Origin of the sequence: Corynebacterium sp. TAE3-ERU12 (assembly GCF_019209905.1) — a bacterium.
In the GTDB taxonomy this organism is placed as follows: domain Bacteria; phylum Actinomycetota; class Actinomycetes; order Mycobacteriales; family Mycobacteriaceae; genus Corynebacterium.
Genome location: NZ_JAHUTM010000004.1, coordinates 104,297 through 130,943, shown reverse-complemented (window position 1 = coordinate 130,943; position 26,647 = coordinate 104,297). Strand labels below are relative to the sequence as shown.

The following is a 26,647-nucleotide window of genomic DNA, read 5'->3' as shown; positions in this document are numbered from 1 at the left end:
GCTGCCGGGGCAGTAGAAAAAGTTGCGTCTGATGGTGTAAAAGCGCCGTTAACGGTTAATATAGTTCTTAAGAAATGTAGCCGTGACTATGTAAATCTTTGTATTTCCTGGTAGAACACTATTCAGGAATTACTGGTGAACTACGTAGCGTGGTCACTGTCAACAAACTGTGAAGGGGAACTCTCCAATGCCGCTCACTCCCGCTGATGTGCATAACGTAGCTTTCAGCAAGCCGCCGATTGGCAAGCGCGGTTACAACGAGGATGAGGTCGACCAGTTCCTCGACCTCGTCGAGGAAGCCCTCGGCGAACTGCAGGACGAAAACGCGGATCTGCGGGTTCGTGTCGACGACCTCGAGCGTGACCTTGAGGAAGCCCAGTCCAAGCAGGGCAGTGCCCCCGCCGCCGTCCCGGCTGGCCAGCAGGTCGATGAGCGCAAACTGCGCGCCAATATCGAATCCGAGCTGCGCGCCGAGTACGAGCGCCGCCTGAACCAGGAAGTCGAGCGCGTCCGCGCCGAGGCCCAGGATCGTGTCCGCGAGGCTGAGCGTCGCGCCAATGAGGCCGCGCAGAAGCAGCAGCCGGCCGCGCAGAAGGCCGAGCCGAAGAACGAAGCCCCGGCTAAGCCTGCTCCGCAGGCCGACGCCGCTAAGGGCGAGGCCAACGCAGAGACCCACATGCAGGCCGCCCGCGTGCTTGGTCTGGCCCAGGAAATGGCCGACAAGATGACCAACGACGCCCGCCGCGAGGCCGATGAGCTGGTCACCAGCGCTGAGCAGCGCGCCAAGGAGATCACCGCCAGCGCCAACCAGGAGTCCGACTCCACCCTGTCGGCTGCCCGCAAGGAAGCCAGCGAGACCCTGAACAACGCTCGCCGCGAGGCCGAAGAGCTTGTCACCAAGTCCCGCCAGGAAGCCCAGTCCACCCTGCAGGACGCCAAGCAGCGTTCCGAGCAGATGATTTCCGATGCCGACGCCCGCTCCTCGGCCACCGTCGCTTCCGCCGAGAAGCGCGCCGGTGAGCTGCAGGCCGACGCGGAGCGCAAGCACACCGAAATCATGACCACGGTCAAGGAACAGCAGGCTGCCCTGGAGTCCCGCATCGAAGAGCTGCGCCTGTTCGAACGCGAGTACCGCACCCGCCTGAAGACCTTCCTGGAGTCCCAGCTGGAGGACCTCAACTCCCGCGAGTCCGCCGCACCGGCCGACGGGTACAACAACTAAACATCCCAGTTTTCCGCACCGCCCTGCCTCTTACCCCTGGAGGCAGGGCGGTGTTGTGCATTGGCTAGGCCCATGTGAGTTATACTTCGCCGTGCACGCGCATTGATCCGGCTATCACCGGGGAGCGCTCCGGAAGAACAGTGTCGGCCCAGTGGGCGGCCACTTAGTAGAACCGGACGGGTCGGGCCCGGCATAGCCCGCCACGAGCGGACCTGAGTATCACGTTATGCGCAGGTCAAGCGGGGTGGTACCGCGTTGGCGCTGCATACCGGCAGCAATGGCGTCCCCGTGTCGAGCAGCAACGGCAACCGACATGGGAGACCTTTCTAGTGACTAAGCCCACCCCGGCAGGCGGCGCCTACCCGCGCACCGACCTCTTCGGCACCAGCGGTAATGCTGGTAGCCCGAAATTCCCCAAGCTCGAAGAAGACGTCCTGGCCTTCTGGGAGTCCGACCAGACCTTCCAAGCCTCCATTGAGCAGCGTGCCGACGCCGACGAGTACGTCTTCTATGACGGCCCGCCATTCGCCAATGGCCTGCCGCACTATGGCCACCTGCTCACCGGCTATGTCAAAGACATCGTCCCCCGGTACCAGACCATGCGCGGTAACCGAGTGGGCCGCGTTTTCGGGTGGGACTGCCATGGCCTGCCCGCCGAGTTGGAAGCCGAAAAGCAGCTCGGTATTACCGATAAGGGCCAGATTGAGGACATGGGCCTGGCGAAGTTCAACGACTACTGCGCCAGCTCCGTGTTGAAGTACGCCGATGAGTGGCGGGAGTACGTCACCCGCCAGGCCCGCTGGGTCGATTTCGACGGTGGCTACAAGACCATGGACCGCGACTTCATGGAATCGGTCATCTGGGCCTTCAAGGAGCTCTACGACAAGGGCTTGATCTACCAGGGCTTCCGGGTGCTGCCGTACTCCTGGGCGGAACACACCCCGCTATCGAACCAGGAAACCCGCCTGGATGACGCCTATAAGATGCGCCAGGACCCCACGGTCACCATCACCTTGCCGATCCTGGAGGCAACCGGGGACGCTGATCGCAGCCTGGTCGGCGCCAAGGCTCTGGCCTGGACGACCACCCCGTGGACGTTGCCGTCCAACCTTGCCTTGGCCGTCCACCCCGAGATCACCTACGCCCAGGTCCAGGTCGGCGACGACGGGTTGGAAGAGTTCGCCGGCGAGCGTGTGCTCATCGCCAAGGCACTGATGGGCTCGTATGCCAAGGAGCTCGGTAAGAATGCCGAGATCCTGTCCGAGCATCCCGGCACTGAACTGGTCGGCCTGCGCTATGAGCCGGTCTTCGATTATTTCCGTGATGAGCCGAACGCTTTCCAGATCATCTCCGCTGACTACGTCACCGTCGACGATGGCACCGGCATCGTCCACCAGGCCCCGGCCTTCGGTGAAGACGATATGAACACCTGTGCCGCCAATGGCATCGGCGTGGTCATCCCGGTGGATATGGACGGCAAGTTCACCGACCAGGTGCCCGAGTACGAAGGCCAGCTGGTCTTCGACGCTAATAAAGACATCATCCGGGACTTAAAAGCCAAGGTGCGCTGCTTCCAGCACAAGACCATCGAGCACTCCTACCCGCACTCGTGGCGTTCCGGCGAGCCGTTGATCTACATGGCGTTGCCGTCCTGGTTCGTCAAGGTCACCGCTATCCGGGACCGCATGGTGGAGCTGAACCATGAGCAGATCCGCTGGTCCCCGGAGCATATCCGCGATGGCCAGTTCGGTAAGTGGCTCGAAGGCGCCCGGGACTGGAATATTTCCCGTAACCGCTACTGGGGCGCCCCGATCCCGGTGTGGGTGTCTGACTCTGAGGAGTACCCGCGCATTGATGTCTACGGCAGCCTCGATGAGCTTGAGCGCGATTTCGGCACCCGTCCTGAGTCGCTGCACCGCCCGTATATTGATGAGCTGACTCGCCCCAACCCGGATGACCCGACCGGCAAGTCCACTATGCGCCGCGTGCCTGAGGTTCTTGACTGCTGGTTCGAGTCCGGGTCGATGCCGTTTGCGCAGAAGCATTACCCGTTCGAGAACAAGGAATGGTTCGAGTCGCACTCGCCGGCCGACTTCATTGTCGAGTACTCCGGCCAGTCCCGTGGCTGGTTCTACACCCTGCATGTGTTGGCCACCGCGCTGTTTGATCGCCCGGCCTTTAAGGAAGTCGTCGCCCACGGCATTGTGTTGGGCTCTGATGGGCTGAAGATGTCGAAGTCGAAGGGCAATTACCCCAACGTCAACGAGGTCTTTTCCCGCGATGGTTCCGACGCGATGCGCTGGTTCTTGATGTCCAGCCCGATTCTGCGCGGCGGTAACCTCATTGTCACTGAGCAGGGTATCCGCGAAGGCGTGCGCCAGGCACTGCTGCCGATGTGGAATGCCTACTCCTTCCTGCAGCTCTACGCTGCCAAGCCAGCGGAGTGGGCCACTAACCCCACTCACGTGTTGGACCGCTATATCTTGGCCAAGTTGGCTGAGACCGTCGATAAGGTCACCGAGCGTTTCGACGCCACCGATATTGCCGGTGCGTGCGATGAGGTGCGGTGGTTCTGTGACGCGCTGACTAACTGGTACGTGCGCCGTTCCCGGGATCGTTTCTGGGCTGGTGATAGTGAGCACCCCGAGGCTTTCAACACCCTCTACACCGTGTTGGAGACCCTGACTCGGATCGCGGCCCCGCTGCTGCCGATGGCCTCTGAGGTCATTTGGAAGTCGCTGACCGGTGGCCGTTCGGTGCACCTGACTCAGTGGCCTTCGGCCGCTGACCTGCCGCGCGATCCGGACCTGGTGGACGCAATGGATAAGGTCCGCGCGGTGTGCTCCGCGGCATCTCGGGTGCGTAAGGCCAACCAGCTGCGCAACCGCCTGCCGTTGCCGAAACTGACTGTTGCGCTTCCCGACGCTGGCGCCTTGGAGCCCTTCGCCGCCATCATCGGCGATGAGGTCAATGTTGATGATGTTGTGCTTACCGACGATGTCGCCTCGGCTGGCCGCTTCGAGATCGCTGTTAATGCCCGTGTTGCTGGCCCCCGCTTGGGTAAGGACGTGCAGAAGGCCATTAAGGCGGTCAAGACCGGTGATTATGAGGTCACTGGGGACACTGTGGTTGCCGGCGGCATTGAGCTTCACGACGGCGAGTTCACCCGCCGCCTGGTTGCCGAGGATGCTGACTCCACCGCAGAGGTCGACGGTGTCGATGGCCTGGTTGTGCTGGATATGCACCTCGACGAGTCCCATAAGGCCCGTGGTTGGGCCGCTGACCGGGTGCGGGAACTGCAGGAAGCCCGTAAAAACGCGGGCCTGGAGATCACCGACCGGATTGAGGTCACCATGAGCGTGCCTGACTCCCGCCTGGAATGGGCCCAGCAACATGGTGAGCTCATTGCCGCTGAGGTGCTTGCCACCAGTTTCAGCGCCGCCGCTGATGGCCACACCCGCAGCAATGACCTTGGTGACGGCTGCAGCGCCGATATCGCCAAGGCCTAACCACGGCCGCATATGACGGTTAAGCCCCGGCTGCGATAGTGATGTCGCAGCCGGGGCTTAGACTTGGTCCCCATGAACCGCTGGGTGCTGCATATCGACATGGACGCGTTTTTCGCCTCCGTCGAACAGCTCACCCGACCCACCCTGCGCGGCCGCCCAGTGCTCGTCGGAGGTATCGGCGGCAGGGGAGTAGTGGCCGGCTGTTCCTATGAGGCCCGCGAATATGGGGCGCATTCGGCAATGCCGATGATTCAAGCCCGCCGCCTCATGCCGCCCCAGGCGGTGGTGGTCAGCCCCCGGAAAAATATTTATGGCCCGGTATCGCACCGGGTGTTCAGCATTATTCGGCGGCGGGTGCCGGTGGTCGAACAGCTCAGTGTGGATGAGGCTTTTATGGAGCCAGCTGAGCTGCACGGGGCAACGCCGGAAGAAGTCCGCGAATGGTCTGAGCAGTTGCGCGCCGAGATCCGCGCCGAGACGGGGCTGCCGTGTTCGATTGGTGCAGGTTCCGGCAAGCAGTACGCCAAGATTGGTTCCGGTATGGCCAAGCCCAACGGGGTGGCGATTATTGACCCGGCGCGACGTCATGAACTGCTTGACCCACTGCCCGTCGGCAAGCTGTGGGGTATCGGGCCGGTCTCTGAAGCCAAGCTGCACGCTATCGGGGTGCGCACCATCGGCGATTTTGCCCAGATGAGCCTGCGCGATGTGGAGGTCTCCTTGGGTCGCACCAACGGCCCGGCGCTGTGGAATCTTGCCCGCGGGCACGATGACCGGCCCGTCCAAGAACGTGCAGTGGCGAAGTCCATTTCCGCCGAGTACACCTACCCCGAGGACCTCACCACCCAAGCCCAGGTGCATGCAGCTATCGACCGGGCGGGGCAACGCGCCCATGAACGATTGCTGCACGACGGCCGTGGCGCCCGCACGGTGACGGTGAAAGTGCGCTTGGCTGATTTGAGTAGCCATACCCGTTCAGAAACTCTCCCATTCGCCACCATCGACGATGAGACCCTGTTGGCGATTGCGCACCGGATTGCCTTCGAGGTGTCCGAAGTCGGGCCGATGCGCCTGGTCGGGGTTGGCCTGTCCGGGCTGGACAGCAATATTCAGGAAGTGATGTTCCCCGAGCTCGATCGCGACGGGCGTGCTCGCGCCCCAGCACCGCAGCTCGATTTCGTCGACGCCGGTTTCGCTGATCCCGAGCCCGCCGCTGTGATCACCGATGAGCTGACAGCCCAGCCGGTCATTCTGCCGGAGTCGAAGCCGGTGGACTCATCCTGGTACACCACCGCCGATGTGCATCACGACGACTACGGCCACGGGTGGGTGCAAGGCGCAGGGCACGGTGTGGTCACCGTCCGCTTTGAAAGCCGCAGCACCGGCCCGGGCCGGGCACGCACCTTCGCCGAAGACGACCCGGCACTGCGGGAATGCACCGCCGTGTGCAGCCTGGACTGGGCAGACTGGTTCGCAGCTGAACACGACGACCTGCCCGACACTGACGCCCCGGATATATAAGGAACCATGAGGACACACCGCAGCACCGACCGAGTAGACGATCCTGGAACAACGCTGCCGCCGAGTAACGACACAATGTGGCAACGCATGGTCACCGGGCAGTGGTATCTGGCAAGTGATCCCGAGATCGCTGCCGCTAATGCCCGGGCAATGCGGCTAGCTGCTGAATTCAACGCCTGCTGGGCCACCGATAGCAGCCGCGGTCATGACATTGTGGGCCAGCTGCTGGGAACAATTGGCCAGGGCAGCACCGTGCGCGGCCCGATCCAGGTTGATTATGGCTGCAACCTGCATATCGGCCAGCGGGTGTTCATTAATTTCGGCCTCATCGCGCTTGATGTCGCCCCGATCCATATTGGCGATGAGGCCCAGCTTGGCCCCGGTGTGCAGTTACTCACCGCCGTGCACCCGATTGCCCCAGGGGCGCGCCGGGCGGGGATCGAGGCCGCCGACCCGATTGTTATTGGCGAGGGGGCCTGGATTGGTGGTGGCGCGGTCATTCTCGGTGGGGTGGATATCGGCGCTAATGCTGTGGTTGGTGCCGGGGCGGTAGTTACTCGTGATGTGCCTGCCGACACTGTGGTTGCGGGCAACCCGGCGCGGATTATCCACGACCGGCGGATGCGCAGGGTCTAGTACTGCCGACGGCACATTGATACGGATAGATAGTTTCCACAAACGCGAAAGTAGGCTAGCCTTTCCTAGGATTGTTTATTGACACTTGAGAACGTAAGGAAGCAACTATGGCGACGTGGGTGGAACGGCGCTGGGAACCGCCACATACCGCCACGTCACACCGGAAAACCGGCGCTGGACGCACCTACCGCGCCTACGTGCCCAGCCCCTTAAGTTCCACCGCCCCCACCATCCCCAGCAGCGTGGCCACCCGCTCCCTGGAGATCGAACACGCCATCATCGATCTCACCCAGACCCCGGGATTCGACCAGGCCGCACCATTCCTCATGCGCGCCGAAGCATTAGCCTCGTCCAGCATTGAAGGTGTGGTACCCACCCCACAAGACGTTGCACTTGCGGAACTGGCCCAATACGCCCGCATTAATGGCACCAGCCCTGAGGCGCGCCAGGTTGCTGCGCAGATCAGTATCCTGTCCAACCTCGGGCACACACCACCAGCACGTCAGCCGTTCACCGTGGGCACTATCACCGATATGCACCGGGTGCTGCACGGGCCGAAGGGACCGCACCTGCGTCAGGAACAGAGCTGGATTGGTGGTTCGCTATTCCACCCACTATCCGCCGAATACGTGCCACCACCGCCGGAGAATATCGCGGACCTGATGGTGGACCTGGTTGGTTATCTCAACGGGGCAACCCACGGCGCACTTATCCAGGCCGCATTCGCGCACGCCCAATTCGCCGCCATCCAGCCCTTAGCTGGCTCTAATGGGGAAATTGGCCGCGTGCTGATCCACGCTGTGTTGCGTCGCCGCGGGCTGAGTTCGGCTGTGCTTCCGATCAGTGCGGTGCTGGGTACCTGGCCGGACCGATACGTCAACGGGCTCGCTGGATACCGCCATGACGACGCCGGTGCAGCGCAGTGGTTAGAAATCTTCCTGGAAGCAACCGCCCTTGCCGTTGACCAAGCCCACCGCTGTATTGACGACATCGCCCAATTACGCACAACCTGGGCGGCGCGGTGCTCCCAACGCCGCGAACGCGTCGGCCGACGCCGGGAACTGCGCTCTGATTCCATCGACGCCCATATCCTCGCCAACCTGGCAGAACACCCGATGGTGACCGCCGGCACCGTGGCGACAATCTTTGACGCTTCAGAAACCGTTGCCCGCCGCGCACTCGATGACCTTTCCGACGCAGGCATTGTGCGGCACGTGCCGTCGAAGCGTCGCCTGCGGGTCTACGTCGCCGACGAAGTGCTCGACCTCATCGCACATACCCAACGCCGGTTAGAAAATATCCGGATGGATAACCCGTCCACTGCCGGGTTCAGCGATGTGCGAACAACGCTGTAGCGGGCTTATCCGCAGCGATCGCCGTTGCCAGCACCATCCGGGCCTGGCCGGGGCGTAAATACCCGGAAGTGAGCACACCCAACTCCGCTAGCGTCGCGCCACCGCCGACACCGCCATAAGTTGCCGCAGTCGGCCCCTGGCAGACCTGGGTACTCAGCACCACCGGAATACCCGCCCGGCAGGCCCGGTAAATCGCCGTTGCGAGACCCGGGCCACAGTTACCTGAGCCCACACCAGCAATCACCACACCATCGGCGCCAGCGTCGATCGCAGCGTCGGCAAGCACCCCGTCACAGCCCGGATACGCGGTGACAATATCGACCCGCACCCCCTCAAGACGCACCGGACCAATCGGGGCGGGGCGCTGGGCCGGACTCGGCATAAACGGCTGATCGGCGGTGGTGTGCTGCTTCGTGGTGCCGAAAGCCGGCAGTAATTCACCGGCAAAAGCAATGAGGACGCCCCGGCCCCGGTTATTCCGATCTGCCGCGGCCGCCAAGGCGGTCGCCAGATTCGCCGGGCCATCCGGGTGGGCATCATCGGCAGGCCGCTGGGCGCCTACAAAAACAACCGGGCGCTCATCGAGATGCTGCAAGTCCACGGCAATCGCTGTCTCGGCGAGAGTATCGGTGCCGTGGGTGACCACCACCCCAGCAACACTGGGGTCGGCAAGAGCCTCCCGGGTCGCGGCGGCGATGGCGTCAACGTCGGAAAGCGATAAAGCCGAAGAATCCAACGAGCCAACCTCGGTAACAACACAGGCATAGGTATCGCTGAAACCTGCGACCAGCTCGGCACCAGAACGCGTCGGAGAGAGCTGACCAGCATCATTAGCGGTAGAAGCGATGGTGCCGCCCGTTGCCAGCACCGCGATACGGGGCCGGTGGGCAGCTGCAAGCGGTGGGGTCGACATGGCGCATACCCTACCCGCGTGGCCTGAGCGTGCGGCCTGCTGCGGTGTAGGCTGGCGTTCTGTTGCAACCTGGCTGGCTATACGTGGGTTAGCCGAAAAAGGAGAACAATTGAGCATCCGACGAAGCATTACCGCCGCCACCCTGGCTGGTGTCACCGCCCTGACTCTCGTGGGCTGCGGCGATGACGAAAAGGCCACCGAGACCAGCACCACCTCGACGACCAGCTCTACGCAAAACGACGCCATGGAGCTGCCCTCGGCCGAAGAGCTCAACGGCATCCTGGCCCGGATCGCCGACCCCAATATCGCGGTCGAGGATAAGACCACACTGGTCGAAAACGGTGAACAGGCCCCTGAGCTGTTCGACATTATGACCCGCGCCCAGGCCGAAAGCGGGGCCACCATCACTGTCGAAAACCCGGTGCTACCAGGCCTGGCCCCGAAGACCGTGCAGGCCCCGGTAACTCTGGTCCGCCCCGAACAAGACCCCTTCACCGTCGACGGTGTTGAGTTCGTCTACGTCGACGGCAACTGGCGCCTCAGCCAGATTTGGGCCTGCGCCATGGTCGAACAGATCGCCCCCGACCAGCTCCCGCCGGTCTGCCAGCAAAACGCCCCGGCAGACCCCAACGCGCCGGTGGACCCCAACGCCCCGGCAGACCCCAACGCCCCGGCGCCTGCTGAGCAGCCCGCGCCGCCGGCCCCGCCTGCCCCCGAAGGCGAGATGCCGCCGGAGCAGCCCGCAGCCTAAAACGCTAGCGGCTAGTCACCAGCTAGTCAGCGATGAAGGACAAGCCCCGCAAGGTGCGTTGCGTAATGCGCGTACCGGCGGGGTCGTCTTTTGTGTCATCCGCCCCGGTCTCGCCGTACACAACGGTGGTGACATAGCTCAGCTCCCCGGAAACCGGGATCGGCTCACCCAGATCCACCACCAGCCTGCCCTGCTCAGTTTTGGTGCCCACATCGAGGATCTCCAGTTCCACACCATTGCCCTCAATCGTGCGCACCACCGGGGTGAGCTCCACCTTCGCCGACAATTCGACCTGCTCGCCCTCCCGGCTGACCAGGCTGTAGGTCACTACCTGTTCCGTATCGACCTCATCAGAAATAGTGGTGCTCACCGTCCACGTAGCCCCGGCACCAATCGGCTCTTCCGGAAAGGCCACCGGGGTCGACAGCCACTGGCGCAGTGAGGCTTCCACACCGGCGCGCGCAGTCGCGGTCGCATCCTCAGGCGCGCCCACCTCCACTGCGGTGCGCTGGCCGGCATTGGTGGACTCCCAGGCAGCCTGGAAACCCTCCGCGGTGGCCAGATCGTCATTAAGTGACGTGTCCGAACCATGCGGCTCTTCAAGAGTCACCGACACCGCCCGATCCGCCCCGCCACCGGTTACCGACGCCTGCAGCGGCAACTCCATGGTGGTATCCGGCAAGGCGGGGTCAGTGCGTTCCTCGCCATCAGCGCCGGTGACGGACTGGGAAAATCCCCGGGTCACCGAGACGGTAACGCTTTGGGAGGAGCCCTCATCGTCGTAACGCACCTTCGATTTAGGGCCACTACCAGCGTCAATGACGGTGACTGTAGGTTCGGCGACACCGAGTGCGGTCATCTCCAACTCCGTTGCAGAACAGCCCACCAACGCAGTGGAGGCCAGTGCAGCGCCGACAGTGCAGGACAGGACGGAAGCGAGATTGTTCACCGTGCCTACGCTACCGCGATGAGACGTCAGGAAACACCACGACGGCCCCGTCTGGCCATATTCCCCGCTGATAGGTGATGATGGGAGAGTGATGTACACCGACGAATCCGCCGGGACCACCTCGGCCCGCCCTCGAACGCGCGCCATCGTTGCCATAGTCGCAGCGATTGTGTTCCTCGTAGACCAGGCCACCAAAATTATTTCCCTCGCCGCCCTGGAATACCGCCAGCCCGTCGAGGTACTGGGCGACTGGGTGGTGCTATTCCTCACCCGCAACCCGGGCGCGGCATTCTCCATAGGCACCAACGCCACCTGGATCTTCACCACCGTGCAGATCGTGTTCGTCATCGGCGCGGCCTACGTGGCCAATAAACTCCCCAGCCGCGCAATGGCCCTGGCAGTAGGCCTCATTGGTGGTGGCACGGCCGGTAACCTGCTGGACCGGCTGTTCCGCGAACCCGGCTTCTATATCGGCCACGTCGTGGATTTCATCAGCGTGCGCGGTTTCGCGGTCTTCAATATCGCAGACTCAGCAATCACTATTGGCGTCATCCTGCTCATTGGCCTGCTGCTTTTCGAGCCTGCCGACGTCGACGTCGCCGAGGCCGAGGCCGCCGAAGCGGAGGAGCGACGCGATGCGTGAGACCCGCCAAATGCCCATCCCCGGCGGACTAGCCGGAATGCGCGTAGACGCCGGCCTGGCAAAACTGCTCGGCCTTTCCCGCACCGCAGCCGCCCAGCTCGCCGCTGATGGTGACGTCAGCGTCGACGGCGCCCCCGTCGGCAAGTCCGACCGACTCATCGAAGACGCCTGGCTTGAAGTGCTGCTTCCCGACGTCGAACCGGCCCCCATGCCGGTAGCCGAACCGGTCGAAGGCATGGAGATTCTCTACCGCGACGAAGACCTCATTGCCGTGCATAAGCCCGTCGGTGTGGCCGCGCACCCCACCGTTGGCTGGGAAGGCCCCACCGTCATTGGGGGCCTAGCTGCCGCCGGATTCCGGATCTCCACCTCAGGGCCAGCCGAACGCCAAGGCATTGTGCAACGCCTGGACGTCGGCACCTCCGGGGTGATGGTGGTCGCTGCCTCCGAACGCGGATACTCGGTGCTGAAACGGGCATTTAAAAACCGGGAGGTCTCCAAGCAGTACCACGCGCTCGTCCAGGGACACCCCGACCCCACCAGCGGCACCATTGACGCCCCCATTGGGCGCCACCCCTCAGCAGGCTGGAAATTCTGCGTCCGCGGCGACGGCAAACGCGCCGTCACCCACTACGAAACGATGGAAGCCTTCGCGCCGGCGACACTGGTCAAAGTACGCCTAGAAACCGGCCGTACCCACCAAATTCGAGTGCATTTTTCCGCACTGCACCACCCGTGTGTCGGCGACCCCATGTATGGCTGCGACCCGGCGCTGGCCAGTCGCCTCAAGCTGAACCGGCAATGGCTCCACGCAGTTCAGCTCGGCTTCGCGCACCCCGCCGATGGCCGCTGGATGGAAATAACCTGCCCATACCCGCCCGACCTGCAGCACGCCCTCGACGAGCTGCGGCAGCACTAATGGGTAAGCACTCCAAACCCACACCGCCACGAGGCGACTCCGTCCACCCACTCATGGCGGCCCTCGCGGTGCTGTGCACCATAGCGTTGGTGGCCGTATTCATCGTCGCCGCGTTTTCTGACCGAGTCATCGGGCAACCCACTATCAACGGCGACCTGCTGGGGCCACAAGAAGGCGAAAACGCCGCAGCCTATATTGCGCGTGCCGACGAAGAACTAGCCGCAATGGACGGCGACCAACCCCGGTGGGCGTTGGTGTCCTTTGTCCCCGCCATCACTGCCGACATTGTGGACCTGCGGGTACCGGCCGGGTCAGTGCGCGTCGGCCGCGTGCTCATCGCAGGCTCGGCTGGTTTCGACGTCCCCGAGCCAACAAGAGGCGCCACCCGGGCCGAAGTCATTCGGCGCGAAGCTGGATTCGCCGGCGGCCGGGGCCAGCCCTTCACCCTCACCGACGATGGGACACTGCTGGTCAGTGGGCTCGTGGTGTACGCAGTCCCCAATGATCTGCGGACCCTGAAGACAGTAGCCGGGGTGGCCGCGGTGGAACCCTTACCCGAGGATGCGGCCTATGGCAGGTTCGGAGTCCGGCCTCTATGGGGCATCGAATAACTAAGGCGCTAGAGTCTGCCCGTGCCTTTAGTATTTGCTGCCTACTGTTTATGGGGCCTATTCCCGCTGTACTTCCCGCTGCTCGAGCCGGCCTCGGCCACCGAGATTCTGGCGCACCGGTTTGTGTGGACCTTCGTCCTGATGGGTCTGCTCATCGGTACCCGCGGCCAGTGGCGGCAACTACGTACCGCCTCCGCGCGCACCTGGGTATCGCTGGTGGCCGCAGCGATTTTCATCTCCGCGAACTGGGGCGTCTACGTCTACACCGTCAACACTGATCGGGTCTCCGAAGCGGCCCTGGGATACTTCATCAACCCGCTGGTAGCAGTATTACTGGGGGTGTTTTTCCTCGGGGAGCGGCTCAACCGGGCCCAATTAGTTGCCGTCGTCCTCGCCGCAATCGCCGTGGTCGTGATGACCATCGACGTCGGCACGCCACCACTGCTGGGCCTGACCTTGGCCATCAGCTTCGGCGTCTATGGCCTGCTGAAAAAGCAGGTACAGCTCAGCTCGGCGGTGTCACTGTCAGCAGAAACAGCGATTATTACCCCCATTGCGCTGGTCTACCTGTGGTGGCTCAGCGCTAATGGCACCAGCACCTTCACCGAATACGGCTGGCAGCACACCGCACTGCTGATGAGCGCCGGTGTGGCCACCTCATTGCCGCTGCTGCTATTCGGTGCCGGCGCGAAATCCGTCCCCATGATGACCATCGGCATGCTGCAGTACTTCACGCCCACCGTTCAGATGCTCATCGCCGTATTCATCAACGGAGAGCACATCACCGCCGGGCGTTGGGTCGGCTTCATCATCATCTGGGTGGCCGTGGCGATCTCTGTGGCCGATATGGCTACCCGCGCTGGCCGGGCGCGACGACAACGCCGCCGCCACCGGATGCATCCAGCGACAGCGGCGTCAGCGTCGGCAAGCTAGGGGCCTGACTACCCGACGAACATTGCGCGCAGGTGATCGTTGAGGAATAGGCCTGCCGGGTCGACCTGTTCGCGCAGCGCAGCGACCTCGTCGAATAGTGGGTAGCGCTGCTGCAAATCCTCGCGAGTCAAGGTGTGCAACTTGCCCCAATGCGGCCGGCCCTGGGCGGCCTTAAAAATCGGCTCAATAAGCCCGAAATAGTCCCGGTACGGCTCCCGGTGGTACCGGTGCACCGCGATATAACACGACTGACGGCCGTAGGACGTCGACAGCGGCACATCGTCGGCAGCGGTAGCGCGCACCTCCAGCGGGAACGACACCTCCATATTGTGCTTGGCGATAGTGTCCCGAATCTCGGAAATGACCTCCGGGGCATCATCCAACGGCACCGAGTACTCCGTCTCCGCGAAACGCACCCGACGCGGGGAAACAAACACCTTATGGGCGGTATCGACGTACTTACGCTCCGCGACGGTCCGGGCCGCGAAATTATTCAGGGTCGGCACCAGCGACGGCTTCGCCTTCGCCAACTCACACATACCCCACAGCGCGGCGTTATTAATGACCTCATCCGCGAACGCCCCGCGCATCTTCTCCACCTTGCTGGGGCGGTGATAACCACGCGCAGCCGGCGACTCCATCCATTGGTTAACCTCAGCAGAATCAATGCGGGTGTTGTTCTTCACCAGCGCCTTATCGGTGCCGGGGAACCAGTAAAACTCGAGATGATCGGTGGCGCGCACCCGTTCCGGGAAATTCGCACGCAGCTCCTCGAAGTCCTCGGCGTGCTCATCGGCAGCCAGATGGAATGCGGGCACCACATCCAAAGTGAGCTCAGTGAGTACGCCAAACATGCCGAGACTCAGGCGGCCCAGGCGGAAAATCTCCGCACCGATACCGTCAGCGTCGGCATGGCAATCAATGGCCGTACCACTTGCGTCAATGAGCCGAAAGCCACGCAGCATACCGGCGAAGCCCGTGAAATTAATACCGGTGCCGTGCGTACCGGTGGACACCGCACCAGCCACCGACTGCGGGTCCACATCACCCTGATTCGGCAATGCCAGGCCCAGCGGACGCAGCAGGCCGGGAACATCACGCAGGCGAGTGCCCGCACGCAGCGTGACAGTGTTGTTCTCCTGGTCCAGGCCCACCACACCGGCCATATTGTCCAACTGGACCCGAGACCCCTCAGTGGTGGCTACCGGGGTGAAGGAATGGCCCGCGCCCAAGGGCCGCACCGTGGTGCCACGGGTGGCTGCGGAGTGAATAATCTCGGCGATATCGGCTTCTGTGACTGGTTGGTGAACCGAGGCGGGAGAACACTTCTGGGTTCCGGCCCAGTTCTTCCAGACGGCGAAATCATTGCTGCTCATGCGTACATCCTTCCATTACCTCGGTAGGTGGCCCACCGATCGATGATCTCCCCGCCAGAAACGATGACGGCTTCATTAGCGTGCTCGGCGGGTTCGCCGGCCTTTGCGTGCCGCATCCACACCGGGTCTCCGATGCGCAGCGACTGTGCCTGCTCACCTGCCAGTGGGGTCTGGACCTCACCGGGGCCCTCATCGGCGATATAGCTCAAACCTTCCGGGTAGACCGGTTGCGGTAGCCGTTCGGCGCCCGCCGGGCCCGACGCGATCCGCCCCCCACCAGCGGCAGTGGCTATGCCATCACTGGGGCGACGCACCACCGGAAGCACGAACCACTCGGCCGGAGTGGGCTGGAAATGCCGGTAAAAGTCGAAAAGCAGTGGCCCAACGATGCCGGAGCCGGCGGCTGCTTCGGTGACAGCTTCTTCCGCGCAGGTCGATTCCAGCGAACCGGTGCCGCCCCCGTTGACAAACTCCAGCTTGCCGACGGCCTTTTCCACCGCGGCGACAACTTTTTTGCGGCGCTTGGCCAGTTCGCGCTTGGACAGCGCCTGCATGATGCGGACCCCGTACTGGCGCAGATCGCCGGTGTTATCGCCAACACCTGCGATATGCCCCTCGTACATCATGATTCCGACCACGGTGAATAAGGGCGTATTGGCGGCCGCTGTGGCGAGTTCGGCGGCGGCCTGCGGCGAGTGCGTCGGGGAGCGGTGGGTGCCGATATGGACCCCGGGCAGCGGCTTCCATGAGGCATCTACATCGAGGCAGACCCGCACCCGGGCGCCGTCGGGCAGATATGGGGATAGTGCTGCGGTGAGGAAGTCGAGGTGCTCGACGCAATCGATCATGATCGTGATGGCGGCGCGGGCCTGCGCATTGCTGGCTAGTTGTTCCAGCGCTACTCGATCAGTGGTGGGGTAGGCGACCACAATATCGTCGCTGATACCTGCGTCGAATAGGTCGAGGGCTTCGGCGAGGGTGTAGCCAAGTACGCCGGAAAAACCTGGCTTATCCAGCACGTATCGGATCAGTTCGGGGATTCGCAGTGACTTTGAGGCAACACGGATGGTGGTGCCATTTGCCCGGGCCCGCAGGTCGGTGCAATTCGCGTCGACTCGGTCCCGGTCGACTACCAGCGCGGGGAGGCGCTCACCTGCGACGGCCATGCGAACATCATCAGGCACGGGGGAAACGTTCATGTTGCGAATCTAACCAGTATGGCGGTGCGCTGTCGGCGCATCGGGCGAAAAACCACTGCTGCTGGTTGTGGTGTTCACCCTTCGGGGGTGTTTCGCAGCGGGGCGACCGGGGCGGATGCAGCGGTGTTCGAACACGGATCGGTTCATGTCCAACCGCCGCCTACAATTCGGCGTCATGGCCAACTCCTCCTTCGTGCATCTCCATAACCACACCGAGTACTCAATGCTCGACGGCATGGCAAAAATCGATCTGCTTGCCGACGAGGTCTCTCGCCAGGGCATGCCGGCTGTGGGAGTTACCGATCATGGCAATATGTTCGGCTCTGACGCCTTCTACCGAACGATGAAAGCCAAGGGCATCAAGCCGATTATTGGCATTGAGTGCTATATGGCTCCGGAGAGTCGCTTCAATAAAAAGCGCATCCGGTGGGGAGATCCGCACCAGAAGGCCGATGATGTGTCCGCATCGGGTGCCTACCTGCACCAGACGATGCTCGCGGAGAATGTGCAGGGCCTGCACAACCTGTTTTATCTATCCTCGATGGCCTCCTATGAGGGGCAGTTGGGTAAGTGGCCGCGCATGGACGCGGAGCTTATTGCCGAGCGTGCCGACGGCATTATTGCCACCACGGGGTGCCCTTCTGGGGATGTGCAAACGCGCCTGCGGCTGGGCCAGTTCGATGAGGCCTTGAAGGCCGCCGGGATGTGGCAGGACATTTATGGCAAGGACAATTACTACCTTGAGTTGATGGACCACGGCCTGGATATCGAGACCCGGGTGCGTACTGAGCTGCTGGAAATTGGGCGCAAGCTTGGGCTGCCTCCGCTGGTGACCAATGACTGCCACTACGTCACTCGGGATCAGGCCAAGGCCCACGAGGCAATGCTGTGTGTGCAGACCGGTAAAACCCTGCACGACCCGGACCGGTTCAAGTTCGGTGGCGACGGTTACTTCATTAAGTCGGCCGCTGAGATGCGCGAAACCTGGGATCACCTGGTGCCCGGTGCGTGTGACAACACATTGCTCATCGCTGAGCGAGTCGGCGATTATGACGAAATCTGGGAAGAGCACCCGCACGACCGCATGCCGAAGGCTGACGTGCCGGAGGGGGAGACGCCGACGTCGTGGTTGCGCCACCAGGTGATGGAAGGCCTGAAGCGTCGGTTCGAGGGCGCCGATGTGCCGCAGGACTATATCGACCGCGCTGAATACGAGATTGAGGTTATCGACGGTAAGGGCTACCCCTCGTACTTCCTGATCGTTGCCGACATCATCGCGCACGCCCGCGAGATTGGTATTCACGTCGGCCCGGGCCGTGGTTCGGCGGCGGGTTCTTTGGTGGCATACGCAACCTGGATCACCAATATTGATCCCATTGAGCATGGCCTACTCTTCGAGCGATTCCTCAACCCGGAGCGCCCGTCGGCACCTGATATCGATATTGACTTCGATGACCGCCGCCGCGATGAAATGATTCGCTACGCCGCCGATAAATGGGGCGAGGACAAGGTCTCCCAGGTGGTCACCTTCGGCACGGTCAAGACCAAGCAGGCGCTGAAGGATTCCGCGCGTGTGCAGTTTGGCCAGCCCGGCTACCAGATTGCGGACCGCATCACGAAGGCGCTGCCGCCAGCGCAGATGGCTAAGGACATTCCCTTAGGTGGCATCGTTGACCCGGAGCATCCCCGCTATGGCGAGGCCACCGAGGTGCGCGAACTTATCTCTAATGACCCCGATGTCAATAAGATCTACGAGACCGCTCGGGGCCTTGAGGGCGTGATTCGTCAGACCGGCGTGCACGCCTGCGCGGTGATTATGGCGTCGGTGCCGCTATTGGACCACATCCCGATGTGGAAGCGCGCCGCCGACGGGGCGATCATCACCGGCTGGGACTACCCGGCATGTGAGGCCATCGGCCTGCTGAAGATGGACTTCCTGGGTCTGCGCAACCTCACTGTGATTGGTGACTGCCTGGCCAATATCCAGGAAAACCGCGGCGACACAATCGACCTGGACACCCTGGAAACCGATGATGCGAAGGTGTACGAACTGCTATCGCGCGGCGACACCTTGGGCGTGTTCCAGCTCGACAGTGCGGGTATGCGTGAGCTGCTCAAGCGCATGCAGCCGACCAGCTTCAGCGATATCGTCGCCTCCCTGGCGCTATACCGCCCGGGCCCGATGGGCGTGAATGCGCATAATGACTACGCCGACCGTAAGAACGGCCGCAAACCCATTGAGCCGATCCACCCCGAGCTCGAAGAAGCGCTCTCAGACATCCTGGAGGAGACCTACGGTCTCATTGTGTACCAGGAGCAGATCATGCGTATTTCGCAGAAGGTCGCCAATTACACCGCTGGTCAGGCCGATGGTTTCCGTAAGGCCATGGGTAAGAAAAAAGCCGATGTGCTGGAGAAGGAGTACACGCGCTTCGAAGGCGGCATGAAGGACAACGGCTACTCCGATGACGCTATTAAAACCCTGTGGAACGTTATCCTGCCCTTCGCGTCCTACGCGTTTAACAAGTCCCACGCTGCTGGTTATGGCCTGGTGTCCTACTGGACGGCGTACCTCAAGGCCAATTACGCCTCGGAATATATGGCCGCACTGCTGACCTCAGTGGGCGATAATAAGGACAAAACCGCTATCTACCTGGCGGATTGTCGCCACCTGGGCATTAAGGTGTTGCCGCCGGACGTCAACGAGTCGGCCATGACATTCCAGTCCGTCGGTGATGACATCCGCTACGGGTTGGGCGCTATCCGCAATGTCGGTAAGGACGTGGTGAACTCCATTGTCACCACCAGACAAGAAAAGGGCGCGTTCACCAGCTTCTCGGACTACCTCGACAAGATTGAAACGGTGCCGTGCTCGAAGCGGGTGACTGAAGCGCTCATTAAGGGCGGGGCTTTTGACTCGCTGGGCCATCCGCGTAAGGGCTTAGCCCTTATTCACGAAGATGCAGTTGATGCTGCCTTGCCGACGAAAAAGGCCGCCGCCAAGGGCCAGTTCGACCTTTTCGCAGGTATGGGTGGGGAAGACGGCGCTGATTCGAGCGCCTCGGCTTTTGAGGTCAAGGTGCCTGATGAGCATTGGGACCGATCTCACCAGCTCGCCCTCGAACGCGAGATGCTTGGCCTCTATGTGTCCGGCCACCCCCTGGAAGGCTTCGAGGAGGCCCTGGCAGCACAGACTGATACCGCGTTGACCACGGTTGTTGCCGGAGAAATCCGGAATAACCAGTCGGTGGTTCTCGGCGGCATTATCTCGTCGGTGGAACGTAAGGTGACCAAGGACGGTCGGCCTTGGGTGAAAGCCACCATCGAGGATCACAACGGCGCTTCCGTTGAGATGTTGGTGTGGGCTGGCACCTACGAGCGTGTCCACACCGTCATTGCGCAGGACGCGATCGTGCTGGTCAACGCCACTGTGCAGTACCGCGATGATCGCATGTCAGTCATCTGCGAGAACATCACAGTGCCGGACCTGGGCGCCGCCGGTACCGGCGCGGTCGCTGCCCCTGTTCGTATTCACCTCCGCACCGCAGCGTGCACCCCGGTCAATATCTCGAAGCTTAAAGAAGTGCTGTTGGCCAACCCCGGCGATTCCGATGTGATTTTGAATCTGCACGACGGGGATAACTCCACGCCGCTGGTTCTTGGTGAGCACTTGCGCGTCGAGCGGGGCACTGAACTATTCAGTGACCTCAAGGCGACTATGGGGATGAATATCTTGGGCTAAATCACGCTGGTAACGTAACGATCCATGACAGAAACCGTCTCCCACAGTGCACCGAACGCAGCCAGCCACGGAAGGCTTCCGCATGCTGTTGATATTCAGGCCGCACAGGCCCGAATTTCCTCGGTGATTGCAGCCACTCCGCTGCAATTCTGTGGCCGGTTATCTGAGGCCACCGGCGCCCAGGTCTTCCTTAAACGCGAAGACCTCCAAGACGTGCGCTCGTACAAGATCCGCGGTGCCTATAACGCCATTGTGCAGCTGGGCGAAGCTGAACGCGCCGCCGGCGTTGTCGCCGCCTCCGCCGGCAACCACGCCCAGGGCGTGGCCTACGCCTGCCGCACCCTCGGTATCCAGGGCCGTATCTATGTGCCCAACCAGACCCCGAAACAGAAGCGCGACCGCATTGCCTACCACGGCCGCGACGCCATCGAAATCATTGTCGTCGGCAACAGCTTCGACGAAGCCTCCGCAGCTGCCCGCGCCGACGCCGCTGAAACCGGCGCCACCATCGTCGAACCCTTCGACTCCTTCAACACCATCGCTGGCCAGGGCACCGTGGCCGCCGAAATCGTCGCGCAGCTTTCCATGCAAGGGCTCACCCCGGACCGGTTATGCGTCCCCGTCGGCGGCGGTGGGCTGCTCTCCGGTGTGACCAGCTACCTTGCGGACATGTCGCCGCACACCAAGATTTGCGGCATTGAACCCGCCGGGGCGCCCTGTCTTACCGCAGCGCTGGAAGCCGGTGAGCCGATCACCCTCGACGAAGTTGACCCGTTCGTCGACGGCGCCGCAGTCAAACGCGTCGGCACCCTGCCCTACGAGACCGCCGTGAACAACAGTGAGCGTCTTGATATCAGCACTGTGCCCGAAGGTGCGGTGTGCGTCGCACAGCTGGACCTGTACCAAAACGAGGGCATTATCGCCGAGCCGGCCGGTGCGGTGTCAGTGGCGGCCCTGGATGACCTGGACCTCCAGCCCGGCGAGGTCGTGGTGTGCATTATCACCGGCGGCAATAATGACGTGCTGCGCTACGCCGAAATCATGGAACGCTCCCTGGTGTACCGCGGCCTCAAGCACTACTTCCTGGTGAACTTTCCGCAGAAGCCGGGCCAGTTGCGCACGTTCCTATCCGACGTGTTGGGCCCCGACGACGATATTGCGCTCTTCGAGTACCTCAAGCGCAATAACCGTGAAACCGGCGCCGCACTGGTCGGCTTGGAACTACGCCGCGCCTCCGACCTCGGGCCGCTCATTGAACGCATGGACGCATCACCACTGAACTGCCGACGTCTCGAGCCGGGCACCCCAGAGTACGAATTCCTGACCTAAAACTGCGCCTTCAGCCGTGTCCATCGTGCTGACGGGGCCCTGAACAAACCGTCGGCACGCCGAATTTACGTACGCCCAGCGCCGGTTTTTCGTCCGACTGAACCCCGCTGTGAATTACAGAAAATTCATAGGTAGCCTGACGGCCATGAGCGGTTCTCAGTCTTTCCCGGAATCCCCGGTATCGAAGGCCCGGCGGTGGGCCTGTCTAGCGGTGTTATCGCTGGCCGTGATGTTGCTGGCCATCGATATGACGGTCCTCAACCTCACCCTTCCTGCCATCGGGGCGGACCTTCGCCCCACCGGCACGGAACTACTCTGGATTGTCGATGTCTACGGCATGGTGATCGCCTGCCTGCTCATCAGCATGGGCACATTAGGCGACCGGATCGGCCGACGGCGGTTGCTGCTTCTCGGCTCCATATTCTTCGCCGCGGCCTCACTGATGGCGGCCCTATCCACGTCGCCACTTATGCTCATCATCGCTCGCGCGCTGCAAGGCGTGGGTGGTGCGACGCTGATGCCGTCGACGCTTTCGCTCATCAAATATATGTTCACCGACCCCGATGAGCTCGGACGGGCAGTGTCGACCTGGGTGGCCATGTATGCCCTCGGCGCGACTGTTGGCCCACTGCTCGGCGGCTTCCTGCTCGAGCATTTCGGCTGGGGAGCGGTATTCCTGATTAACCTGCCCGTCGTCGGACTGATCGTGGCACTGGGACTGTTGCTATTGCCAGAATCCCGGGCGAAAAACCCCGGCGCATTCGACCTTCCCGGTGCGGGACTGTCCATTGTGCTGCTGTTCGCCACCATCGGTGCGGTCAAGGCGCTCACCACCGATACGCCATGGTGGTTGCCGCTGGCACTGCTCCTATTCGCCGTAGCGATGGCCTGGTTGCTCAAACGACACCTGAGCACCGCAGATAGTCCGCTTATTGACCTCGACTTGCTGCGCAGCCGCCCATTCAGCGCCGCCGTCTTGGTCGCTACCGCGTCGATGTTCATCCTGCTCGGCGTGATGCTCTATATATCCCAGTACCTGCAGATTGTGCTGGGACTAAGCCCCATCGACGCCGGCTTAATCCTGGTCCCGGGAATGCTGACCACCGTGGTGGTGTCTGTGGTGACCGGCCGACTACTAGAAAAACTTGAGGTGCGCTGGCTGCTGACTGTCTCCCTGCTCACCGTTGCGGCAGGCCTGGTCATGCAAGTGATCGCGGCGTCCCAAATCGTGCCGAGCCTGTCCACCGGTGATGCAGCAGTGGGGTGGTGGATGGCCTCATTCGTCATCCTGGGCTTGGGCATCGGCCTCATCGACCCGATCGCCAACACCATCATCCTTGGTGCAGCCCCGCCGGACCGCTCCGGCGCTGCTTCTGCGATGTCGGAGACCGGCTATGAGCTCGGCGGCGCCTTCGGTATCGCCATGATGGGCTCAGTACTGGTCGGCACCTACACGCACCTGATGGGCGCGGAAGACCTCGGCTTCGTCGGCGAAGACGCCGCCGGGGCTGCCGGAGATGTCAATGTGGCGCACGCTGTCGCAGAGAGCCTGCCGGCCGATGAGGCCAGTAGGCTCATCGCCCTGGCTGACTCGGCATTCCTGACCGGTATGGAGCTCACCGCCATCTTTGCGGTGGTATTCACCTTCGCCACCTTGGCTTTGGTGCGGAAGTGGATTCCGAAAATGCGTGTGGCTGATGTGACCGTGAGCGAGTAGCGGCGCGGGCTTGGGGCTCGGCTCGGCTCGAGGTGCGGGAATAGATCCGTACGAATTGCGCAGATCCGTACGAAAGTTTGCACGGATCTGCGCAATTCGTACGGATCTGGCGCAGTAGGCGCCGCACGGGCATCACCCGGTGTCGAGCAACTCGGGTGAGTCCTGCACCACTGGCCGTCGACGGTAGTCAGCTAATGCCGAACGCCTCGAAGGCAAATGGGTCGCGAAAATGGCCATGCCTGTGTGAAGGCGCATTGCACCTCTCCGGCGGCCGTGCTGTCTCCTCACCGGACGAAGTCTCACACCGCAGATCCGTACCGATTGCGCAGATCCGTACGAAAGTTCGCACGGATCTGCGTCTTTGGTACGGATTTGCACCCAGGGGTCGCCCAAGCAGCACCCAAGCGGCGCCCAAGCGCCACCCAAGGCGAGGGAAGACTAGCCGAGGATGGCGTAACCCCAGGCCGGCAGGTCGATGACGCCATCGCCGAGGGCGGCTGGGGCATCGTCGTAGGTATGCAGTAGCTCCAAGTCGCCAGCACCGGGCACGGTCACGGGCGAATCGGAGAAATTCGCAACCAGCACAACACGGTCGTCGGCACCGCTTTCCACCGGAGTGGTCCGGGTCAGCGTCAACCACCGGCCGTCCGGGTCGATATCGGTCTCCACTGAGGCCGCCCACGGGTCGCGCAGCACCGTACGGGTCTTGCGCAGGCCAAATAGTGCACGGTAAGCATCTAGAAGCCTGGCGTGGTCAGCGTCGGCACGCTCGTCCCACTTCAGTTTGGAGCCATCGAAGGTCTCCACTGCCGAAGGATCGGCGACCTCATCGGGGTTCCACCCGGAGCGGGCGAACTCGCGCATACGGCCTTCGCGGGTCAGTCGTTGCAGCAGGTCAGACTCGTGGGAGCAGAAGAACGCGAACGGGGTGGACGCGCCCCACTCCTCACCCTGGAACAGCATCGGCGTAAACGGCGAACAAGCGATGACCGCGGCTTTCAGCGCCTGCTGGGCCGGAGTGAGATTCATTGACGGGCGGTCGCCGATAGCGCGGTTGCCGGTCTGGTCGTGGGTGGTGGTGTAGGTGACGAAACTGGACAGCGGTGTGACCGAGGTATCCAGCTGGCGGCCGTGGTGGCGGCCACGGAAGGTCGACATCCGCCCGGCGTGCCAGAAGGCGCGGGTCAGGGTTTCGGCGAGGACGTCGACGGTGCCGAAGTCGGCGTAGTAGGCGTGGTCTTCGCCGGAGACCAGGGTGTGCAGGGCGTGGTGGACGTCGTCGTCCCACTGGGCGGCAAGGCCGAAACCGCCGGCGGCGCGGGCGCGGGTGAGGCGCGGGTCGTTCTGGTCGGACTCGGCGATGAGGGTGCGCGGAATGCCGGTGCGGGCGGCGATAGTGTCGGCCAGCACCTGCATTTGTTCGAGGATGTGGAATGCGCCCTCGTCATGCAGGGCGTGTACGGCATCCAGGCGCAGTCCGTCGATGTGGTAGTCGACAAACCATTGGCGTACTGCGTCGAGAATATAGGCGCGCACCTCGTCGGAGTCATCGCCGGTGAGGTTGACGACCTCGCCCCAGCCGGTGTTGCCGCCGGAGGTGTAGGGGCCGAAGAAGCCGACGTAGTTGCCGTCGGGACCGAAGTGGTTGTAGACCACGTCAAGCACTACGGCCAGGCCGCGGCGGTGGCAGGCGTCGACGAGGCGCTGCAGGCCGGCCGGGCCGCCGTAGCCTTCGTGTACTGCGTGCCAGCCGACACCGTCGTAGCCCCAGTTGCGGTCGCCGCCGAAGGGGTTGATTGGCATGATTTCCAGGTGGGTCACGCCGAGGTCGACGAGGTGGTCGAGGTGTTCTTCGACGCCGGTGAAGTCGCCGGAGGCGCTGAACGTGCCGACGTGCATCTCGTAGATGAGTCCGCCGGGGAGGATACGTCCGGTCCAGTCGCCGTCGGTCCAGTCGTAGGAGGCGAGGTCGACGACTTCGGAGAAGCCGTGTGGGCCGTCGGGCTGGCGTTGGCTGCGCGGGTCGGGCAGGGGGATGGTCCAGTCGCCGGGGGTGTTGGCGTCGTTGTCTTCCGGGGCGCCGTGGCCGTCGGTGGCGCGGAGGCGGAACGCGTAGCGCTCACCGGTGGAGCGTTCGCGGTCGGCTTCGAACCAGCCGGGGGCTGCCGGGTCGGCACTCATGGGGATGTACTTGGGTTCGTCTTTGCTACCCAGGACCAGTTCGGCCTCTGCTGCGTACGGTGCCCAGACTCGGTAATTCGTCATGGCGCTGATAGTAACCCGGTTCACCTGGATACTGCGTACCGAAATAGCGGACAATGGGGGTTATGAGTGAAGCGTTGCTTGTTCCCGCCGCCGGTACCTTGGTTACCGGTGAGCTTGAAATTAAACGTTCCCGCTTCATCACTTTTATTGGGCGTGCCGACGATGAACACTCCGCCCGGGAGCTCATTGATACCGCTAAGGCGGATTTTCCTGATGCCCGGCACCATTGCAGTGCCTATATTCACCAGGTGCCTGGGGCGAATCGGGTGGAGCGCTCCAGTGATGACGGTGAGCCGTCGGGAACAGCTGGCCGGCCGATGTTGGATGTGTTGGCTGGTTCTGGGATGACCAATATCGCCGCTGTTGTGGTGCGCTATTTCGGTGGGGTGAAGCTGGGCACTGGGGGATTGGTGCGTGCGTATTCCGACGCTGTGTCCGAGGCGTTGGCCAAGGTTGAGGTGCACCAGCGCCGGCGGTGGGAGTTGCGTGAGGTCAGTGTTGATATTGCTGATGCGGGCCGGATTGAGGCGGAGTTGCGCGCCGGTGGTTTTGAGGTTGTGGATACCCAATGGCACCAGCAGGTGACGCACCGGATTGCGGTGGCCCCGGGCGATGAAGAGAAACTTGAGGGATTTTTGCAGTCGCAGTCACATGGCGAGCTGACCACTGTTGCTGCTGGTGAGGTGTGGTACGAGTCGCCGCGCCGATAAACGCTCACACAGAGACTGCGTTTGGGCTAAGTGAGCGCCCGATCCGGTATTGCCGTGAACGACATGCCACGTACACCGGCACATAAGGCTGTCTAGGATGGTCAATTATGAGTGATCTGCAGCGACGCCCCGCTAACCCAATCGAAGCGCGCAAGCAGGCGGTGCGTACATACAGCCGCAATGGCGCGCTATTCGGTGGTGGAGGTGTGGTTGCCGCAGTAGGTATTGGCCTGCTGGCCGATTCCTGGTCCTGGTTTTTCTGCCTTCTCATCATCGGTCTGGTGGGGGCGGGGTATAACGCCTATAAGGTCATGCAGATCGTGAACTACCGCGACCAGCAGTAGCGA

Annotated in this window: 20 protein-coding genes; 15 read left to right on the top strand and 5 right to left on the bottom strand. The window is 62.6% G+C overall.

What is annotated here, in order from left to right:
• The first annotated feature begins 187 nt into the window (after positions 1-187).
• From KRX51_RS09855 to KRX51_RS09835, 5 genes are all read left to right on the top strand, one after another.
• Complete coding sequence (locus KRX51_RS09855; RefSeq protein WP_218362974.1) at positions 188-1,222, top strand: DivIVA domain-containing protein; 1,035 nt, start codon at positions 188-190, stop codon at positions 1,220-1,222.
• Positions 1,223-1,551: 329 nt separating this feature from the next.
• The gene (gene ileS, locus KRX51_RS09850; protein WP_218362973.1) at positions 1,552-4,731 is read left to right on the top strand and encodes an isoleucine--tRNA ligase; all 3,180 of its coding nucleotides are present in this window, start codon (positions 1,552-1,554) and stop codon (positions 4,729-4,731) included.
• Between the two features lie 72 nt (positions 4,732-4,803).
• On the top strand, positions 4,804-6,252 hold the full coding sequence (locus tag KRX51_RS09845; protein ID WP_218362972.1) for a DNA polymerase IV: 1,449 nt from the start codon (positions 4,804-4,806) through the stop codon (positions 6,250-6,252).
• Between the two features lie 6 nt (positions 6,253-6,258).
• A complete protein-coding gene (locus tag KRX51_RS10290; RefSeq protein ID WP_218362971.1) occupies positions 6,259-6,888 on the top strand; it encodes a sugar O-acetyltransferase in 630 nt (209 codons plus the stop codon).
• 107 nt (positions 6,889-6,995) lie between these two features.
• The gene (locus tag KRX51_RS09835; protein ID WP_218362970.1) at positions 6,996-8,243 is read left to right on the top strand and encodes a Fic family protein; all 1,248 of its coding nucleotides are present in this window, start codon (positions 6,996-6,998) and stop codon (positions 8,241-8,243) included.
• Here KRX51_RS09835 and KRX51_RS09830 read toward each other — a convergent pair.
• Entirely contained in the window at positions 8,218-9,156 is a 939-nt protein-coding gene (locus tag KRX51_RS09830; RefSeq protein ID WP_218362969.1) for an asparaginase, read from the bottom strand. The genes KRX51_RS09835 and KRX51_RS09830 overlap by 26 nt on opposite strands.
• Before the next feature lie 109 nt (positions 9,157-9,265).
• Here KRX51_RS09830 and KRX51_RS09825 point away from each other — a divergent pair, with 109 nt between their 5' ends.
• Positions 9,266-9,907 carry a hypothetical protein gene (locus KRX51_RS09825; RefSeq protein ID WP_255549619.1) on the top strand — a complete coding sequence of 214 codons (642 nt, stop codon included), beginning with the start codon at positions 9,266-9,268 and terminating at the stop codon, positions 9,905-9,907.
• Positions 9,908-9,929: 22 nt separating this feature from the next.
• Here KRX51_RS09825 and KRX51_RS09820 read toward each other — a convergent pair whose 3' ends face one another.
• Positions 9,930-10,856 (bottom strand): hypothetical protein, encoded by a 927-nt coding sequence (locus KRX51_RS09820; RefSeq protein ID WP_218362968.1) that lies wholly within the window; start codon positions 10,854-10,856, stop codon positions 9,930-9,932.
• Between the two features lie 91 nt (positions 10,857-10,947).
• On the opposite strand from KRX51_RS09820, the gene lspA reads away from it, so the two are divergent.
• From lspA to rarD, 4 genes are read left to right on the top strand one after another with little or no spacing between them, the layout of a single operon-like run.
• Complete coding sequence (gene lspA / locus KRX51_RS09815; protein ID WP_218362967.1) at positions 10,948-11,499, top strand: signal peptidase II; 552 nt, start codon at positions 10,948-10,950, stop codon at positions 11,497-11,499.
• Positions 11,492-12,418: an RluA family pseudouridine synthase gene (locus KRX51_RS09810; RefSeq protein ID WP_218362966.1), complete on the top strand. Its 927-nt coding sequence runs from the start codon at positions 11,492-11,494 to the stop codon at positions 12,416-12,418. Before lspA ends, KRX51_RS09810 begins: the two co-directional genes overlap by 8 nt.
• Positions 12,418-13,029 carry a hypothetical protein gene (locus tag KRX51_RS09805; protein ID WP_218362965.1) on the top strand — a complete coding sequence of 204 codons (612 nt, stop codon included), beginning with the start codon at positions 12,418-12,420 and terminating at the stop codon, positions 13,027-13,029. Before KRX51_RS09810 ends, KRX51_RS09805 begins: the two co-directional genes overlap by 1 nt.
• A gap of 21 nt (positions 13,030-13,050) precedes the next feature.
• On the top strand, positions 13,051-13,962 hold the full coding sequence (gene rarD, locus KRX51_RS09800) for an EamA family transporter RarD (RefSeq protein WP_218362964.1): 912 nt from the start codon (positions 13,051-13,053) through the stop codon (positions 13,960-13,962).
• A gap of 8 nt (positions 13,963-13,970) precedes the next feature.
• Here rarD and KRX51_RS09795 read toward each other — a convergent pair whose 3' ends face one another.
• Positions 13,971-15,338, bottom strand: coding sequence for a D-arabinono-1,4-lactone oxidase (locus KRX51_RS09795; RefSeq protein ID WP_218362963.1), 1,368 nt, complete (start codon positions 15,336-15,338; stop codon positions 13,971-13,973).
• Positions 15,335-16,537 (bottom strand): alanine racemase, encoded by a 1,203-nt coding sequence (locus tag KRX51_RS09790; protein WP_218362962.1) that lies wholly within the window; start codon positions 16,535-16,537, stop codon positions 15,335-15,337. The genes KRX51_RS09795 and KRX51_RS09790 overlap by 4 nt, the downstream gene beginning before the upstream one ends.
• A gap of 175 nt (positions 16,538-16,712) precedes the next feature.
• On the opposite strand from KRX51_RS09790, the gene dnaE reads away from it, so the two are divergent.
• From dnaE to KRX51_RS09775, 3 genes are all read left to right on the top strand, one after another.
• On the top strand, positions 16,713-20,279 hold the full coding sequence (gene dnaE, locus KRX51_RS09785) for a DNA polymerase III subunit alpha (RefSeq protein ID WP_218362961.1): 3,567 nt from the start codon (positions 16,713-16,715) through the stop codon (positions 20,277-20,279).
• Between the two features lie 24 nt (positions 20,280-20,303).
• Positions 20,304-21,608: a threonine ammonia-lyase IlvA gene (ilvA, locus tag KRX51_RS09780; protein ID WP_218362960.1), complete on the top strand. Its 1,305-nt coding sequence runs from the start codon at positions 20,304-20,306 to the stop codon at positions 21,606-21,608.
• A 145-nt stretch (positions 21,609-21,753) separates the two neighbouring features.
• Positions 21,754-23,325: an MFS transporter gene (locus tag KRX51_RS09775; protein WP_218362959.1), complete on the top strand. Its 1,572-nt coding sequence runs from the start codon at positions 21,754-21,756 to the stop codon at positions 23,323-23,325.
• Positions 23,326-23,763: 438 nt separating this feature from the next.
• Here KRX51_RS09775 and treZ read toward each other — a convergent pair whose 3' ends face one another.
• A complete protein-coding gene (gene treZ, locus KRX51_RS09770) occupies positions 23,764-25,590 on the bottom strand; it encodes a malto-oligosyltrehalose trehalohydrolase (protein ID WP_218362958.1) in 1,827 nt (608 codons plus the stop codon).
• Between the two features lie 62 nt (positions 25,591-25,652).
• On the opposite strand from treZ, the gene KRX51_RS09765 reads away from it, so the two are divergent.
• Both KRX51_RS09765 and KRX51_RS09760 read left to right on the top strand, forming a co-directional pair.
• Positions 25,653-26,300 (top strand): YigZ family protein, encoded by a 648-nt coding sequence (locus KRX51_RS09765; protein ID WP_218362957.1) that lies wholly within the window; start codon positions 25,653-25,655, stop codon positions 26,298-26,300.
• A gap of 107 nt (positions 26,301-26,407) precedes the next feature.
• A complete protein-coding gene (locus KRX51_RS09760; RefSeq protein WP_218362956.1) occupies positions 26,408-26,644 on the top strand; it encodes a hypothetical protein in 237 nt (78 codons plus the stop codon).
• The last annotated feature ends 3 nt before the right edge of the window (positions 26,645-26,647 follow it).

Bases quoted from the DNA above. Each gene is read 5' to 3' on its own strand.
- KRX51_RS09830 (WP_218362969.1), bottom strand. From the start codon at position 9,156: ATGTCGACCCCACCGCTTGCAGCTGCCCACCGGCCCCGTATCGCGGTG.
- KRX51_RS09790 (WP_218362962.1), bottom strand. From the start codon at position 16,537: ATGAACGTTTCCCCCGTGCCTGATGATGTTCGCATGGCCGTCGCAGGT.
- KRX51_RS09775 (WP_218362959.1), top strand. From the start codon at position 21,754: ATGAGCGGTTCTCAGTCTTTCCCGGAATCCCCGGTATCGAAGGCCCGG.
- KRX51_RS09845 (WP_218362972.1), top strand. From the start codon at position 4,804: ATGAACCGCTGGGTGCTGCATATCGACATGGACGCGTTTTTCGCCTCC.
- KRX51_RS09805 (WP_218362965.1), top strand. From the start codon at position 12,418: ATGGGTAAGCACTCCAAACCCACACCGCCACGAGGCGACTCCGTCCAC.
- KRX51_RS09810 (WP_218362966.1), top strand. From the start codon at position 11,492: ATGCGTGAGACCCGCCAAATGCCCATCCCCGGCGGACTAGCCGGAATG.
- KRX51_RS10290 (WP_218362971.1), top strand. From the start codon at position 6,259: ATGAGGACACACCGCAGCACCGACCGAGTAGACGATCCTGGAACAACG.
- lspA (WP_218362967.1), top strand. From the start codon at position 10,948: ATGTACACCGACGAATCCGCCGGGACCACCTCGGCCCGCCCTCGAACG.
- dnaE (WP_218362961.1), top strand. From the start codon at position 16,713: ATGGCCAACTCCTCCTTCGTGCATCTCCATAACCACACCGAGTACTCA.
- KRX51_RS09795 (WP_218362963.1), bottom strand. From the start codon at position 15,338: ATGAGCAGCAATGATTTCGCCGTCTGGAAGAACTGGGCCGGAACCCAG.
- KRX51_RS09760 (WP_218362956.1), top strand. From the start codon at position 26,408: ATGAGTGATCTGCAGCGACGCCCCGCTAACCCAATCGAAGCGCGCAAG.
- ilvA (WP_218362960.1), top strand. From the start codon at position 20,304: ATGACAGAAACCGTCTCCCACAGTGCACCGAACGCAGCCAGCCACGGA.
- KRX51_RS09855 (WP_218362974.1), top strand. From the start codon at position 188: ATGCCGCTCACTCCCGCTGATGTGCATAACGTAGCTTTCAGCAAGCCG.
- treZ (WP_218362958.1), bottom strand. From the start codon at position 25,590: ATGACGAATTACCGAGTCTGGGCACCGTACGCAGCAGAGGCCGAACTG.
- KRX51_RS09765 (WP_218362957.1), top strand. From the start codon at position 25,653: ATGAGTGAAGCGTTGCTTGTTCCCGCCGCCGGTACCTTGGTTACCGGT.
- KRX51_RS09835 (WP_218362970.1), top strand. From the start codon at position 6,996: ATGGCGACGTGGGTGGAACGGCGCTGGGAACCGCCACATACCGCCACG.